Origin of the sequence: Paracoccus bogoriensis, from assembly GCF_019431455.1 — a bacterium.
Classification (GTDB): Bacteria; Pseudomonadota; Alphaproteobacteria; order Rhodobacterales; family Rhodobacteraceae; genus Paracoccus; species Paracoccus bogoriensis.
Genome location: NZ_JAHYSR010000020.1, coordinates 1 through 14172, shown reverse-complemented (window position 1 = coordinate 14172; position 14172 = coordinate 1). Strand labels below are relative to the sequence as shown.

15 protein-coding genes and 1 pseudogene are annotated in these 14172 nt (G+C 65.3%); 9 read left to right on the top strand and 7 right to left on the bottom strand.

The annotated features are described in order from the left end of the window. Nucleotides 1–167: 167 nt before the first annotated feature. Complete coding sequence (locus KY389_RS10690; RefSeq protein WP_219830931.1) at nucleotides 168–611, bottom strand: iron-sulfur cluster assembly scaffold protein; 444 nt, start codon at nucleotides 609–611, stop codon at nucleotides 168–170. A 73-nt stretch (nucleotides 612–684) separates the two neighbouring features. On the opposite strand from KY389_RS10690, the gene hisI reads away from it, so the two are divergent. After that, complete coding sequence (gene hisI, locus KY389_RS10685; RefSeq protein ID WP_219830930.1) at nucleotides 685–1041, top strand: phosphoribosyl-AMP cyclohydrolase; 357 nt, start codon at nucleotides 685–687, stop codon at nucleotides 1039–1041. A gap of 62 nt (nucleotides 1042–1103) precedes the next feature. On the opposite strand, the gene gluQRS is transcribed toward hisI, so the two are convergent. From gluQRS to KY389_RS10660, 5 genes are all read right to left on the bottom strand, one after another. After that, nucleotides 1104–1955, bottom strand: coding sequence for a tRNA glutamyl-Q(34) synthetase GluQRS (gene gluQRS / locus KY389_RS10680; protein ID WP_219830929.1), 852 nt, complete (start codon nucleotides 1953–1955; stop codon nucleotides 1104–1106). Beyond that, nucleotides 1937–3274 (bottom strand): methylenetetrahydrofolate--tRNA-(uracil(54)-C(5))-methyltransferase (FADH(2)-oxidizing) TrmFO, encoded by a 1338-nt coding sequence (gene trmFO, locus KY389_RS10675; protein WP_219830927.1) that lies wholly within the window; start codon nucleotides 3272–3274, stop codon nucleotides 1937–1939. The genes gluQRS and trmFO overlap by 19 nt, the downstream gene beginning before the upstream one ends. A 101-nt stretch (nucleotides 3275–3375) precedes the next feature. Further along, a complete protein-coding gene (locus KY389_RS10670) occupies nucleotides 3376–3984 on the bottom strand; it encodes a 50S ribosomal protein L25/general stress protein Ctc (RefSeq protein WP_219830926.1) in 609 nt (202 codons plus the stop codon). Between the two features lie 122 nt (nucleotides 3985–4106). After that, on the bottom strand, nucleotides 4107–5273 hold the full coding sequence (locus KY389_RS10665; protein WP_219830924.1) for an alpha-hydroxy acid oxidase: 1167 nt from the start codon (nucleotides 5271–5273) through the stop codon (nucleotides 4107–4109). A 55-nt stretch (nucleotides 5274–5328) separates the two neighbouring features. Then, a complete protein-coding gene (locus KY389_RS10660; RefSeq protein WP_219830923.1) occupies nucleotides 5329–5595 on the bottom strand; it encodes a hypothetical protein in 267 nt (88 codons plus the stop codon). A gap of 77 nt (nucleotides 5596–5672) precedes the next feature. On the opposite strand from KY389_RS10660, the gene KY389_RS10655 reads away from it, so the two are divergent. The 7 genes from KY389_RS10655 to KY389_RS10625 all read left to right on the top strand — a co-directional run bounded on the left by KY389_RS10655 (nucleotide 5673) and on the right by KY389_RS10625 (nucleotide 13276). After that, nucleotides 5673–6260 carry a TetR/AcrR family transcriptional regulator gene (locus KY389_RS10655; protein WP_219830921.1) on the top strand — a complete coding sequence of 196 codons (588 nt, stop codon included), beginning with the start codon at nucleotides 5673–5675 and terminating at the stop codon, nucleotides 6258–6260. Between the two features lie 50 nt (nucleotides 6261–6310). Further along, the gene (gene dnaG / locus KY389_RS10650) at nucleotides 6311–8233 is read left to right on the top strand and encodes a DNA primase (protein WP_219830919.1); all 1923 of its coding nucleotides are present in this window, start codon (nucleotides 6311–6313) and stop codon (nucleotides 8231–8233) included. Nucleotides 8234–8380: 147 nt separating this feature from the next. Next, the gene (rpoD, locus tag KY389_RS10645; protein ID WP_219830918.1) at nucleotides 8381–10360 is read left to right on the top strand and encodes an RNA polymerase sigma factor RpoD; all 1980 of its coding nucleotides are present in this window, start codon (nucleotides 8381–8383) and stop codon (nucleotides 10358–10360) included. Continuing rightward, complete coding sequence (locus tag KY389_RS10640) at nucleotides 10350–10775, top strand: BLUF domain-containing protein (protein ID WP_219830917.1); 426 nt, start codon at nucleotides 10350–10352, stop codon at nucleotides 10773–10775. Before rpoD ends, KY389_RS10640 begins: the two co-directional genes overlap by 11 nt. Nucleotides 10776–10832: 57 nt before the next feature. Next, the gene (locus tag KY389_RS10635) at nucleotides 10833–12299 is read left to right on the top strand and encodes a DNA recombination protein RmuC (RefSeq protein ID WP_219830916.1); all 1467 of its coding nucleotides are present in this window, start codon (nucleotides 10833–10835) and stop codon (nucleotides 12297–12299) included. Beyond that, nucleotides 12296–12730: a secondary thiamine-phosphate synthase enzyme YjbQ gene (locus tag KY389_RS10630; RefSeq protein ID WP_219830915.1), complete on the top strand. Its 435-nt coding sequence runs from the start codon at nucleotides 12296–12298 to the stop codon at nucleotides 12728–12730. The genes KY389_RS10635 and KY389_RS10630 overlap by 4 nt, the downstream gene beginning before the upstream one ends. A 75-nt stretch (nucleotides 12731–12805) precedes the next feature. Continuing rightward, nucleotides 12806–13276 (top strand): GAF domain-containing protein, encoded by a 471-nt coding sequence (locus KY389_RS10625; protein WP_219830914.1) that lies wholly within the window; start codon nucleotides 12806–12808, stop codon nucleotides 13274–13276. Here the strand turns inward: KY389_RS10625 and KY389_RS10620 are convergent. Then, complete coding sequence (locus KY389_RS10620) at nucleotides 13273–13548, bottom strand: transposase (RefSeq protein ID WP_219830913.1); 276 nt, start codon at nucleotides 13546–13548, stop codon at nucleotides 13273–13275. The two genes, KY389_RS10625 and KY389_RS10620, sit on opposite strands and share 4 nt — an antisense overlap. A gap of 102 nt (nucleotides 13549–13650) precedes the next feature. Between KY389_RS10620 and KY389_RS15850 the strand changes: the two are divergent. After that, nucleotides 13651–14048, top strand: a pseudogene (locus tag KY389_RS15850) (transposase); the annotation flags it as partial. Nucleotides 14049–14172 lie beyond the last annotated feature (124 nt).

Genomic DNA, 14172 nt, shown 5'->3' with positions numbered 1-14172 from the left:
ACCGTCATTCTGTGGTTGCCCGCCATCCTGCAACCCTGAGATTTCGCCTGCCGTTTCTGCCCCGCGTTGCTCATGGCCGCTTGCCTGTGCGGTCTATCTGCCCCTAAAGCACGCGCAACTTGGCCGGCCCGGTCGCTCGGGCCGGTTTTTTCCTGGTTTGTTCGTGGTCAGGCAGCCCTGGTCGCGGCGTCCATCGCATCGAGCGTCGCCTCCCATGCCAGCAGGATCGAGGCATGGCGGTTGGGATAGGCGCGCGCCGGGATCAGGGCTTCGAGCGCGTCGAAGGGGGCGCGCGGGGGCGGAGCCTCTTGCGTGAGCATGGCTCGCAGGGCGTCGCGTGCCGCAGCGATTTCGGCGCGGTCGCGGCCGATCACCGCCTGACCCAGAACCGAGGCCGAGGCCTGCCCAAGCGCGCAGGCGCGCACCTCCTGGGCGAATTCGGCGATCCGGCCTTCGGCAAGGCGCAGCTGCACGCTGACCGACGAGCCGCAATGCGGCGCCCGGCGTGTTGCCATGGCCTGCGGGTCGGACAGGCGGCCCAGATGCGGAATGGCTGTCGTCAGGGCCAGGATCCGGCGCGAATAGAGCTGCATGAGGTCGCTGTCGGACATGGTCTTCCCTTCGGTTCTTCCGCAAGCCGGATACATGCTTTAGATAGGAGGCCAGCCCGTGAAAGGAAACAGGATGTTCGATCCTCTCAGCCTCAAATATGATGCGGCGGGTCTGGTTCCCGCCATCGCGCAGGATGCTGCATCGGGCGAGGTTCTGATGATGGCCTGGATGAATGCCGAGGCCGTTGCCCGGACGCTGGAGACCGGGCGCGTGACCTATTGGTCGCGATCGCGGCGAGGATTCTGGGTCAAGGGCGAAAGCTCGGGCCATGTGCAGGAGCTGGTCGAAATGCGCGTGGATTGCGATCGCGACTGTCTGCTGGTTCTGGTTCGGCAGTCCGGGCCGGCCTGTCACACGAACCGGCGGTCGTGCTTCTACACGGCGATCCGCGAGGGCGACGAGGTCGAGATCATGACACCGATGGTATAAGGGGGGCGCTGCCCCCCCCCGCCCTGCGGGCTCCCCCAGGGATATTTGGGCCAAGGCAAAGGTCAGAGGCCGATCATGCGGCGGATGTCATCGGGTGTGGCGCCCGCTTCGCGGTAATGGCGCAGCGCGCGGGCATCGTCGCGTTTGGCAAGGCGTTTGCCCGCCTCGTCGCGGATCAGGCGGTGATGCAGATAGCGGGGGGTGGGCAGATCCAGAAGGCGTTGCAGCAGGATATGGATGAAGGTTGCCTGCAACAGGTCACGGCCACGTGTCACCAGGGTGATGCCTTGCGCCGCGTCGTCGAGAACGACCGCCAAGTGATAGGACGTGCCCATGCCGCGCCGGGAAAGGATCACGTCTCCGATCATGGCTGCGAATTCTGCTGCGGTCAAGGTCTGGTCCCGGTCGGGTTCGATCGCCTGATCGCGGAAGGCGAGCCGATCAAGGCCCAGCATGGCAAAGGCGCGGGCGGTGTCGAGCCGGATAACATCGTCGGGCCCGGCCTGATCGTGGCGACGCTGGCGGCAGGTGCCCGGATAGATCAGCCCGTCGGGGCCTGCGGGCGGCGCGCCCTCTTGCGGGGCCGAGAGGGCGGCGCGAATATCGCCGCGGCGGCAGCGGCAGGGATAGGTCAGGGGTGACAGCCGGTCCAGCGCTTGCTGATAGACCGGCAGGCGGTCCGACTGGCGCATGACCGGTTGCGGCCAGTCGAGGCCCAGCCAGGCGAGATCCTCGAAGATCGCCGTCTCGAATTCCGGGCGGCAGCGGTCGCGGTCGATATCCTCGATCCTGAGGTGAAAGCGGCCGTGTTCCGCAGCCGTCAGGGCCGAAAAGGCGTGGCCCAGATGCAGAAACCCCGTGGGCGAGGGGGCAAAGCGCGTGACTGCGCCGGGGACTACTGGGCCGCCAGCCATGCGCCGAAATCGTCCTTGGCGCGCTGCGTATAGGCCGGATAGCGGTCCTTGCGGCCGCGCCGTCCGCTGCGCGCCTCGGGCAAAGGCGGAAAGAGGCCGAAATTCACATTCATCGGCTGGAAGGTCTTGGCCTCGGCGCCGCCGGTGATGTGGTTGACCAGCGCGCCCATCGCCGTGGTGGCGGGCGGCGGCGGCAGGTCGCGTCCGAGGGCCTGGGCTGCGGCCATGCGTCCGGCCAGAAGGCCCATCGCGGCGCTTTCGACGTAGCCCTCGACCCCCGTGATCTGGCCGGCAAAACGCAAATGCGGCGCCACACGCAGACGCATCCGGTCATCGAGCAGACTGGGCGAATTGAGGAAGCTGTTCCTGTGGATGCCGCCGAGACGGGCAAAGCTGGCGTTCTGAAGGCCGGGGATCATCCGGAACACCCGGGTCTGGGCGCCGTATTTCATCTTGGTCTGGAAGCCCACGATATTGTAGAGCGTTCCCAGGGCGTTGTCGCGGCGAAGCTGCACCACCGCATAGGGTTTGTCTTCGGGGCGGTGCGCGTTGGTCAGGCCGACCGGCTTCATCGGGCCGTGGCGCAGCGTCTCGCGGCCGCGCTCGGCCATGACCTCGATCGGCAGGCAGCCGTCGAAATAGCCTGCCGTCTCGCCCTCGTGGAACTCGGTTTTCTCGGCGGCCAGGAGGGCGTCGATGAAGGCCTCGTATTCGGGCTTGGTCATCGGGCAGTTGATATAGGCTTTCCGCTCGGCCGGGGTTTCGCCCTTGTCATAGCGTGATTGTTCCCAAGCCACGGACATGTCGATCGTGTCGGCATGGACGATTGGCGCGATCGCGTCGAAAAAGGCCAGTGCCTCGCGGCCGGTGAGCCTGCGGATCGCGTCGGCCAGCGGGTCCGAGGTCAGCGGCCCCGTCGCCACGATCCAGTTGCCGCCTTCGGGCAATTCGGTGATCTCGCCGGGGCGGATCGTGACCAGCGGCTCGGCCCTCAGTGCCTGGGTCACGGCGGCCGAGAAGGCGTCGCGGTCCACGGCCAGCGCGCCGCCTGCAGGCAGGCGGTGGCGCGCGGCCATCTGCATGATGAGGCCGTCCGCCGCCCGCATCTCCCAATGAAGCTGGCCGACGGCGTTCATCACGTCATCGTCCGAGCGGAAGCTGTTCGAGCAGACCATTTCGGCGCAGTCGCCGGTGCGGTGCGCGAAGGTGCTCTTGGCGGGGCGCATCTCGTGCAGGATGACCGGGACGCCCGCGCGGGCGATCTGCCAGGCCGCTTCGGAACCGGCAAGTCCGGCGCCGATGATGTGGACGGGTTCCATGCGTGTCTCCATGCAAGCGGGCTAGCAAAGGTGGCGCTGAATGGAAAGGGGCGGCGCCGATGGCACCGCCCCCTGTCTGATGCGACCGAAGCGCGCGGAGATTATTCCGCCTCTTCCTCTGCATCGTCTTCCGAACGCAGCGCCGACGGGGCTGCGATATTCGCGATGACGAAGTTACGGTCGATGGTGGGCTTGGCGCCTTCAGGCAGCGTCACGTCACCGATATGGATCGTGGCGCCGACCTCCAGGCCTTCCAGATCGACGGTGATGTGGTCGGGGATGTCACCGGCGGTCACGACCAGTTCCACCTCGGGGCGGACTGTGACAAGGGTGCCGCCGCGCTTCAGGCCGGGGCACTTGTCATGGTTGATGAACTCGACCGGGATGAAAAGGTTCACCTTCGAGGTGCGGCGCAGGCGCATGAAGTCGATATGGATGGGCAGATCCTTGACGACATCGCGCTGGACGCCGCGGCAAACGACGCGCACGTCGTCCTGGCCATCGACCTTCAGGTTCCACAGGGTGGACATGAAGCGGCCAGCGCGCAGCTTGGTCAGCAGCTTGTTGAAGTCGAACTGAATCGCCACGGGGTCCTTGTTGTCCCCATAGACGATGCCGGGCACCTTGCCTTGGCGGCGAGCTTGGCGGGCGGCTCCCTTGCCTGTCCCCGCGCGCGGCTCGGCCACCAGATCCGGGATCTCTTTGGCCATGATCGTATTCCTTGTCCGTTGTTGGTATCGCCATCCTCCAGGGTGCATGGCGACAAGTCGTGGCCCTTATCGCAGGATGGCGCGGATGTGAAGCCCCTTTCGCGCCCGAAGCGGGCTGCGGATCAGGCGCCGTATTCGGTCTCGAAGCCCTGCGGCACAAGCAGGTTGTGACGGCCCAGGGCTGCCACGTCGCGTTCGCCGCAAAGCGCCATCGTCACGTCCAGTTCCTTGCGGATGATCTCAAGCGCGCGGGTCACGCCAGCCTGGCCCATCGCGCCCAGACCGTGCAGCCAGGCCCGCCCGATCCAGGCCGCATCGGCCCCCATGGCCAGCGCCTTGAGCACGTCCTGGCCGGACCGGATGCCGCTGTCCATGTGAATCTCGACCCGGTCGCCCACGGCGCGCACGATATGGGGCAGCATCCGGATCGAGGACAGCGCCCCGTCCAGCTGCCGCCCGCCGTGATTGCTGACCACGATGGCATCTGCCCCGAAATCGGCGGCGATGCGGGCATCCTCGGGGTCCAGAATGCCCTTGAGGATCAGCTTGCCGCCCCACATGTCGCGGATCGCGGCAATCTTGTCCCAGTCCAGCCGCTCGTCGAATTGCTCGGCCGTCCAGCTCATCAGGCTGCGCGTGTCGCCCACGCCCTTGGCATGGCCCACGATATTGCCAAATCCGCGCCGTTTCGTCTGAAGCATCTTCAGGCCCCACCGCCAGCGGGTCGCAAGATCCAGCATGACCGGCAGTGTCATCCGGGGCGGGGCGGACAGGCCGTTCTTCAGATCCTTGTGGCGTTGTCCCAGAATCTGAAGGTCCAGCGTCAGGACCAGCGCGCTGCATCGTGCGGCCTTGGCGCGTTCGATGATCGCGGCCAGAAAGTCCTGATCCTTCATCACATAAAGCTGAAACATGAAGGGTTTGGTGGTATGTTCCGCCACATCCTCGATGGAACAGATCGACATGGTCGAGAGGCAGAAGGGCACCCCGAATTCCTCGGCGGCGCGGGCGGCCAGGATCTCGCCGTCGGCATGTTGCATCCCGGTCAACCCGACCGGCGCCAGCCCCACCGGCATCGAGACCGGCAGCCCGACCATCTGCCCCGCCAGAGTGCGGTTCGACATGTCCACGGCCACTTTCTGGCGCAGGCGAAGTCGCGCAAAATCGGTGCAGTTCTCGCGAAAGGTCTGTTCGGTGTAGCTACCCGATTCCGCGTAATCATAGAACATTTTCGGGACACGGGCGCGGTGCAGCGCCTTGAGGTCGCCGATGCAGGTAATCGTGGGCATGAGGCTCTCCGATATCTGGTCAGTTTTTCTTACCAGTGGGGAGCGACCCGCGCAATCACCTGCCCCGCAGCCGGTCGCGCAAGTCGGGTTCTATCACCGGCCCGCCCAGGTTGGCCGCGCGGCGACGCAGGGCCTCGGCGCGCGACAGGGCGGCGGCCTCGATCCGGGTTGCGCCCTCTGGCGTGGCGGCGGGGACAGCATGGGCGGGCAGGGCGGGTTCGGCCAGCACATCGGCGGTGGGAAGAAGCCGGGGATAGGCCCCACGGTCCGCGCAGGCGGCGGTCAGGACGGCAAGGCACAGTGGCAGGGCGCGCAGGATCATGGCCCAACCCTAATCCTGTGCCAAAGTCGGGGCAATGGCGGCTTTTCGCGGCGGCGGGCGGGCGCTATGAACGGCACATGGCCCGCACACAAGGTTCCCGCGCCGAAATCACCGGCCCCCTGCTTCGCGACGAGGCCCGCCGCCTGTTTGCGCGGCAGGGCTATGCGGCCGTGTCGATGCGCCAGATCGCGGCGGCGGTGGGCGTGCAGGCCGGCGCGCTTTACGCCTATACGCCCGACAAGCAGGCGCTGCTGCGTGATCTTCTCGAAAGTCACATGCAGGATCTGCTGGACGCATGGTCCGACGATCCGGCGGCCGATCCGTTGTCGCGGCTGGAACGCTTCGTGCGTTTCCATATCGGCTTCAGCCTCGATCACACGGACGCGGTCTTTCTGTCCTATATGGAGCTTCGCAACCTCACGCCCGAGAATTTCGCCCGCATCGCGGCCCTGCGCGGGCAATACGAGGGGCTACTGGAACGCATCCTGCGCGACGGCGTGGCGGCCGGCGTGATGCGGATCGAGGATGTCAAGCTGACCGCGCTGGCGCTGATCGCCATGCTGACCGGGGTCACGAACTGGTATCGCGAGGGCGGCCGGCTGGACCGCGACCGGATCGCGCAGATCTACTGGGGTCTTGCGCGCGGGGCCGTGGGGGCTGCATAGGGGTTGATCGCCCGCTTGCCGCGCCGCGCCTCATGCCGGATAATCGCTCCATGTCCCTGCCTCCCGGCTTCCTCGACGAGATTCGCAACCGCGTCCCGATCAGCCGCGTGATCGGCCGCAAGGTCACGTGGGATCTGCGCAAGTCGAATCAGGCGCGCGGCGATTGGTGGGCGCCCTGTCCGTTCCATCAGGAAAAATCCGCCAGCTTTCATTGCGACGACCAGAAGGGGTTCTATTATTGCTTCGGCTGCCACGCCAAGGGCGACGTGGTCAGCTTCCTGCGCGAGCATGACGGGCTGGACTTCATGGATGCGGTCAAGCTGCTGGCGGCCGAGGCGGGGCTGTCGATGCCCGAACCCGACCCCCGCGCCCGCGAAAGGACCGACCGCCGCAAGACGCTTCTGGACGTGACCGAGGCCGCCTGCCGCTGGTTCCGGTTGCAACTTCAGACCGCCGCTGCCGCCGAAGCGCGCGACTACCTGGCCCGGCGCGGTCTGGACAATGCCGCGATCGAGCGGTTCGAGATCGGCTTTGCTCCCGACCAGCGCACGGCCCTGACTGATGCGCTGCGCGACAAGGGCTTCACCGAGGACCAGATCGTCGAGGCCGGAATCTCGGCTCGCCCCGATGGCGGCGGGGCAGTCTATGACCGGTTCCGGGGGCGGATCATCTTTCCGATCCGCGACGGGCAGGGGCGCTGCATCGGCTTTGGCGGCCGCGCGATGGATCCGAATGCGCGGGCAAAATACCTCAACAGCCCGGAAACGCCCCTGTTCGACAAGGGCCGCAACCTCTACAACCTTGGCCCGGCACGTTCGGCGGTCGCCAAGGGGCAGCGCCTGATCGTGGCCGAGGGCTACATGGATGTGATCGCGCTTTCACGCGCCGGTTTCCAGGGCGCCGTGGCGCCCCTGGGCACCGCCATCACCGAAGAACAGCTTCGCCTGATGTGGCGCGTCTCGCCCGAGCCCGTGATCGCGCTTGATGGCGATGCGGCGGGGCAGCGTGCGGCGCAGCGCCTGATCGACCTGGCGTTACCGCTGACCGGGCCGGGGCAGGCCTTGCGCTTTGTCATGCTGCCTGCGGGGCAGGATCCCGATGACCTCATCAAGGCTGCGGGTCCGGGCGCCATGGGCGCGCTTCTGGATCAGGCGCGTCCGCTTGTGGATCTGCTCTGGTCGCGCGAGACCGAGGGTCAGGTTTTCGACAGTCCCGAACGCAAGGCCGCGCTGGATCGTCGCCTGGCCGAGGCCATCGCCCGCATCCCTGACGAGATGACGCGCAGACATTACCAGCGGGAAATCCGCGACAAGCGATGGGCTCTCTTCGGTGGCGGGCGTCCGTCGGGCTCTGGGTCATCCGGTTTCGGACGGGGCGCGGCAGGGCGCAGCCCGGCCCGGCGCCAAGGGGCCTCGATGGCCCCGCGGGCGACGAGCCCCTTCGTCCCGGTGGCCGTGCCCGAGCGTGGGACCGACCTGCTGGAGGGCGCGGCGCTTCTTATCTGCGCGCTGCGTCCGGCCTGCATACCTGCGGTCGAGGCGCGACTGGAACGCCTGACGCCGCGCGATCCCGACCGCGCCGCCTTGCTGCACGATCTGCTGACGCAAGGCAGCACCCCGCAAGGCGCGCGCTGCCTTGACAGACTCAGGCGCGATTCCCATCTGGGGCTGACCCCGACCATCATCGAACAGCAACAGGATGAGGCCGCATCCGCCATTCTGGCCAATCTTCTCGACCGGATCGAGGCTGACCGCGCCGCGCAATCCGAACTGGCACGCGCCGAGTTCGAGATCCAGGGCGAGGCAGACGAAGGTCTGACCTGGCGCATCAGTCAGATCGCGCGCGCCCGTCACCGCGCCGAGCGTCCCGAGATCGCGGCCGCGAGCGACCTGAACGAGGATCGCGATGCCCTAGCCGCACAATTGTCCGAATGGCTGTCGGGGCAGATCTGGCGCAAGCCGCCGCGACGCTGAGGGCCGCCTGCCGCTCGCGCAACTTTGCGAATCATCAATTGGGGCCGGTCTTTGATTCGCCCTCGAAGCAGGCTAGATAACTTGGTCTCAAGCGCCGATTCGGTTTGCTCGCGAATCGCTGCCAGACCGCTGGAAAGGGAGCCGTTGATGGCCGCCAAGGACGACGATCACGACAAGAGCGAACGCGACGACAACGCCCATACGCTGGACATGAGCCAGGCGGCGGTCAAGCGCATGATCGCCGAGGCGCGCGAGCGGGGCTACATCACCTATGATCAGCTGAACACCGTCCTGCCGCCCGATCAGGTCAGTTCCGAGCAGATCGAGGACGTGATGTCGATGCTGTCCGAAATGGGCATCAATGTCATCGAGGACGAGGACGGCATCGACGAAGCCGAAGGCGGCGCGGTTGCCGTGACCGGTTCCGGCTCGCGCGAGGTTGCCCTTGCCTCGACCGAGACCGAAAAGCTGGACCGCACCGACGACCCGGTGCGCATGTATCTGCGCGAGATGGGCAGCGTGGAGCTGCTCTCGCGCGAGGGCGAGATCGCCATTGCCAAGCGCATCGAAGCCGGTCGGAACACGATGATCGCGGGCCTGTGCGAAAGTCCGCTGACCTTCAAGGCCATCACCATGTGGCGCGAAGAGCTTCTGGACGAAGAGATCCTGCTGCGCGACGTGATCGACCTGGAAGCCACATTCGGCCAATCGCTCGACGGGGACGGCGAAGATGCCGACGAAGAGGAGCTGACCCCGGGGGCCGATCCCGGCACAGCCGCCAAGAAGCGCGAGGAATTCGACGCCGACGGCAATCCCCTGCGCAGCGACGACGAGGACGAGGATGACGAAGGCCAGAACCTGTCGCTGGCAGCGATGGAGGCCAGCCTCAAGCCCAAGGTTCTGGAGACGCTGGAAGCCATCGCGCTGAATTACGAGCGTCTGGCCGACATGCAGGATCAGCGCATGTCCGCGACCTTGAACGAGGATAACAGCTTTTCTGCCACGGCCGAGACCGATTATCAGCTTCTGCGCTCCGAGATCGTGGCGCTGGTCAATTCGCTGCATCTGAACAACAGCCGGATCGAGGCGCTGGTCGATCAGCTTTACGGCATCAACCGTCGCATCGTGACCATCGATTCCGCAATGGTAAAGCTGGCGGATGCCGCCCGCATCAACCGCCGTGAGTTCATCGACGCCTATCGCGGCAGCGAACTGGACCCGACCTGGATCGAGCGTATGTCGGCAAGGTCCGGTCGTGGCTGGCAAGCCCTGTTCGAGCGCTCGCGCGATCAGGTCGAGAAGCTGCGTGGCGATATGGCCGAGGTCGGGCAATATGTCGGCGTCGATATCGAGGAATTCCGCCGCATCGTGGCCCAGGTCCAGCGCGGCGAGAAAGAGGCCCGCCAGGCCAAGAAGGAGATGGTCGAGGCGAACCTGCGCCTGGTCATCTCGATTGCCAAGAAATACACGAACCGCGGGCTGCAATTCCTGGACCTGATCCAGGAAGGAAACATTGGCTTGATGAAGGCCGTGGACAAGTTCGAGTATCGCCGCGGCTACAAGTTCTCGACCTATGCGACCTGGTGGATCCGCCAGGCCATCACCCGCTCCATCGCGGATCAGGCGCGGACCATCCGCATTCCGGTCCACATGATCGAGACGATCAACAAGCTCGTGCGCACCGGCCGCCAGATGCTGCACGAGATCGGCCGCGAACCCACCCCCGAGGAACTGGCCGAGAAACTCCAGATGCCGCTGGAAAAGGTCCGCAAGGTGATGAAGATCGCCAAGGAGCCGATCAGCCTCGAAACCCCGATCGGGGACGAGGAGGACAGCCAGCTTGGCGATTTCATCGAGGACAAGAACGCGATCCTGCCGCTGGACAGCGCGATTCAGGAAAACCTCAAGGAGACGACGACCCGCGTTCTGGCCAGCCTGACGCCACGCGAGGAACGCGTGCTGCGGATGCGCTTCGGCATCGGCATGAACACCGATCACACGCTGGAAGAAGTCGGCCAGCAGTTCAGCGTCACCCGCGAGCGCATCCGCCAGATCGAGGCCAAGGCCCTGCGCAAGCTCAAACATCCTTCGCGAAGCAGAAAGCTGCGGTCCTTCCTTGACCAATAGCCCTGACGCAACAACCGGACTGTCTTTTCTGCTTTACCGCAGCAATGCTGCGCCGTGGCTGACCAATGACGACATGCGCGCCATCCTTGCCTCGGCGCGGGATCGCAACCGCGACCTGTCCCTGACGGGTTGTCTGCATCACGAAGCGGGCCTGTTCTTCCAGTGGCTGGAAGGCCCGGCTCCGGCCGTGCAGGAGGTGCTGGCGTTGCTGAGGCGGGACCGCCGTCATAGCGCGTTGAACATATTGTCCTCGGGCCCGTTGGAGCACAGGCTGTTTCGGAATTGGACAATGCGCTATTCCGACCGCGATCAGATGTCGCTTATGGACTGGTTCGCGGGCTCGGACAGTTCGACCGTGAATCCGCAGGATTACGTGCGCAGCGTTGTCAGTTTTTTGCGGATGTTGCCGGGATAGCGCCCTTGCCTTGCGGCACAAAATGTGAACACTATCCCCATTTTCAAGGGGAATCTCATGCCGGACATGCTTGGACCTGCCGCTGACACAGCCTTGCTCTGGCAGATCCTGGCTTTTGTCCTGATGGTGACGGTCTTGGTGGTCTGGCGCCGCGCGACGCTGGCAGGGCAGCGCGCGGCGCTGGCCGAAGATCGGCTGGCTGCGGCCGAGCGCCTGCGCGCCCAGGCCGAGGATCAGGCCGCTCGGACGGCCATCCGCGCCCATGAGGCTGAAATGCGGCTGAGCCAGATCGAGGCACGACTGGATGCGCAGTCCGCGCGGCTGTCGGAACTGACCGAAGAGCGCGACAGTCTGACGGATGCGCTGCATCAGGCCCGCCGCGACCATGCCGCGCTTGAGACGCGCCTGGCCGAAACGCGCCTGGCCGCCGAAAAGGACCGCGAGGCCAGCGCCCGCGAGGTCGCCACGCTGCGCGCGTTGCGCGAGGAGATGACCACCCAGTTCAAGCTGTTGTCGGCCGAGACGTTGCGCAGCCAGCAGGCCGATCTGCAGAAAAGCCAGAACGATCAGCTGAACGCGCTGCTGACACCCTTCCGCGAACAGGTTCACCGCTTTCAGAGCGAACTCAACAGCCGCAATCGCATCCTGGACGAAGAGGCAGCTCGCTTGCGCGAGCATATCCTGTCGCTTCACCAGCGCAGCGAGCAGATCAGCCGCGAAGCCGTGGCGCTCACGCGCGCGCTGAAGGGCGACAAGCAGCGGCAGGGCGCTTGGGGCGAGATGGTGCTGGAACGTATCCTGGAAGATTCGGGCCTGCTGGCCGGAACGCATTACGACATGCAATCCAGCTGGCGCGATGGCGAGGGCAAGCTGTGGCGGCCCGACGTGGTGGTCAGGATGCCGCGCGGCAAGGTCATGGTGATCGACAGCAAGGTCTCTCTGAACGATTACGAGATTGCCGTCACCCATGACGACCCGGCCGAGGCGCAGGCGGCGCTACGCCGCCATGTGGCCGCGATGCGTGCCCATGTCCTGCAGCTATCGGATCGCGGCTATCAGCGTCTGGATGACGGCGCCGTGGATTACGTCCTGATGTTCGTGCCCATCGAAGGCGCCTTCTCCGAGGCGTTGCGGGCCGATCCGACGCTGGCCGCCTTTGCGATGGAGCGCCGGGTCGGTCTGACCACGCCCACGACGCTGATGCTGACGCTGCGCACGGTCGAACACATCTGGGCAGTCGAGCGGCGCGAAAGCAACGCAGCCGAGATTGCGCGCCGCGCCGGGGCGCTTTACGACAAGCTGGCCGGGGTCATCGACGCAATGGAGGGCGTCAGCCGTGCGCTGGATCAGGCAAGCAAGGCGCAGGGTCAGGCGCTGGATCGTTTGTCGCGTGGCGCGGGCAATGTGATCCGCCAGGTCGAGATGTTGCGTGGCCTTGGGGCACGAGCCAGCAAGCAGATTACCATGGACCATGACCCGCTGGACGAACCGCCCGCCCTGCCGGCATCCGAGGCCGCGAAATGATTACCACTTTCACGGTTCGCACTCAGGGCGCGCGTTGCCACGACATGACGGATCAGGTCGCCGCATGGTTGAGCGGTCAGGACGACGGCTTGTTGACCTTGATGATCCGGCATACCTCGGCCTCATTGCTGATTCAGGAAAATGCCGATCCCGAAGTCCAGGATGATCTGCTGGCCTGGCTGGGCCGGTTGGCCCCGCGGGCGGATCAGCCTGCGATGGACTGGATCACGCATCGTTACGAGGGGCCGGACGACATGCCCGCCCATCTGAAAGCCGCGATCCTGCCGGTCAGCCTGCAAATCCCGGTGCAAGGCGGGCGCATGATGCTGGGTCGCTGGCAGGGCATTTATCTGGTCGAACATCGCGCTCGCCCGCAGGAACGTCAGGTCGCGGGGCTGTTCCAGCCTCTGGCATCCTGGTCTGATAGGTAAACCTGTCACGATTAAAGCCCTCGTCATCGAGAGGTTCCGGGTTACTCTGGCCACGACCAGGGCAAGAGGATCCCCATGACGAATCATAATGCCACCCTTCCCCGAATTGCCGTGGATGATGCGCGGGTGCAAGCGATCCAGACGACACTGGAAACCGTCCGTGAAACACTGGGGATGGAAGTGGGCTATCTGTCCGAATTCGTCGAGGAACGTGCCGTTTTCCGTGCCGTCAGTGCACCCGGGCTTGAGGCGATGATTCAACCCAGTCAGTCGATGGACCTGCGAGAGGTCTATTGCAAGCACATCCTCGACGGTGGCCTGCCGCGACTAATGGGCGATACGAGCCAGCATCCCATCGCGGTCGAATTGCCGATCACACGGATGATCCCGATCGGCAGCCATCTCAGTGTTCCGGTGCATCGACCTGATGGCAGCGTCTTCGGGATGTTCTGCTTTCTCAGCCGCACCACCCGCACCGACCTGGATGAGGCTGCACTGGATCTGGTCGAAGCGCAGTCACGGCAGGTGGCAAGCTTTCTTGTCTAGGTCGTGGACTTATTTGCCTTGATCCAGAGCCTGAAACAGGCAAGGTGGAGGGCGGCAAGGGCGTTTGCGACCGCCTTGAAGTGGCGCGCGGCGATTCCGATGAAATGCTTGATATCACTTAATAATCTATCGATCCGGTTGCGCTCGCGATAGATCGTCCGGTCCACGGGTTTGGGCCACCTTGACGTTGCTCTGGCCGGGATGTGGGCGGTTGCGCCGTAGGCGTCGATGGCGGCCATGACGGCCCGCGCGAAGTCGCCGCGGTCGGCCACAACGCCGCCGGTCAGCCCGAGCGGGCCGACAGGATCGGGGAGAGTGTCCTGTCTTCTGTGTATGGTTGATTGGGTCCATGCTTCCGGAGAGGAGCAAGGACGATGACGATTTCGAACGAACTGCTGGACGAGTTGCTGAAGGGCTGCAAGCGGCCTGAGGATCTGCCCGGTGACGCCGGGCTCATGAAGGAGCTGAAGATCCGGCTGATGGAGCGGATGCTTGGTGCCGAACTGACCGCGCATCTGGGTTGTGAGGCCGGGCCTGAGCCACCAGCCGATCAGACCAACCGCCGGCACGGGAGCGCGACAAAGCGGGTGAAGGGCCCGGACGGCGAGGCGCCGCTTTCGGTGCCGCGAGACCGGGAAGGCAGCTTCGAGCCTGATCTGGTGAAGAAGGGGCAGACCCGGATGATGGGGTCGACGACAAGATCATGGGTCTCTACGCCGCCGGTCTGTCGGTGCGCGATATACAGGCCCAGCTGGAGAACCTTTACGGCCTGTGACCTGCCCCCGGTCGTTCCTCGTTCATATCGAGAGTCCTTGGGCTTGATAGTGGCCGGTTTCGGGTTGGGCAAGCGCGCCGGGCGCGGAGCAGTCAGATTGCTCAAGCGTCCGGCGCGCCTC

Bases quoted from the DNA above. Each gene is read 5' to 3' on its own strand.
- KY389_RS10690 (WP_219830931.1), bottom strand. From the start codon at position 611: ATGTCCGACAGCGACCTCATGCAGCTCTATTCGCGCCGGATCCTGGCC.
- hisI (WP_219830930.1), top strand. From the start codon at position 685: ATGTTCGATCCTCTCAGCCTCAAATATGATGCGGCGGGTCTGGTTCCC.
- gluQRS (WP_219830929.1), bottom strand. From the start codon at position 1,955: ATGGCTGGCGGCCCAGTAGTCCCCGGCGCAGTCACGCGCTTTGCCCCC.
- trmFO (WP_219830927.1), bottom strand. From the start codon at position 3,274: ATGGAACCCGTCCACATCATCGGCGCCGGACTTGCCGGTTCCGAAGCG.
- KY389_RS10670 (WP_219830926.1), bottom strand. From the start codon at position 3,984: ATGGCCAAAGAGATCCCGGATCTGGTGGCCGAGCCGCGCGCGGGGACA.
- KY389_RS10665 (WP_219830924.1), bottom strand. From the start codon at position 5,273: ATGCCCACGATTACCTGCATCGGCGACCTCAAGGCGCTGCACCGCGCC.
- KY389_RS10660 (WP_219830923.1), bottom strand. From the start codon at position 5,595: ATGATCCTGCGCGCCCTGCCACTGTGCCTTGCCGTCCTGACCGCCGCC.
- KY389_RS10655 (WP_219830921.1), top strand. From the start codon at position 5,673: ATGGCCCGCACACAAGGTTCCCGCGCCGAAATCACCGGCCCCCTGCTT.
- dnaG (WP_219830919.1), top strand. From the start codon at position 6,311: ATGTCCCTGCCTCCCGGCTTCCTCGACGAGATTCGCAACCGCGTCCCG.
- rpoD (WP_219830918.1), top strand. From the start codon at position 8,381: ATGGCCGCCAAGGACGACGATCACGACAAGAGCGAACGCGACGACAAC.
- KY389_RS10635 (WP_219830916.1), top strand. From the start codon at position 10,833: ATGCCGGACATGCTTGGACCTGCCGCTGACACAGCCTTGCTCTGGCAG.
- KY389_RS10630 (WP_219830915.1), top strand. From the start codon at position 12,296: ATGATTACCACTTTCACGGTTCGCACTCAGGGCGCGCGTTGCCACGAC.
- KY389_RS10625 (WP_219830914.1), top strand. From the start codon at position 12,806: ATGACGAATCATAATGCCACCCTTCCCCGAATTGCCGTGGATGATGCG.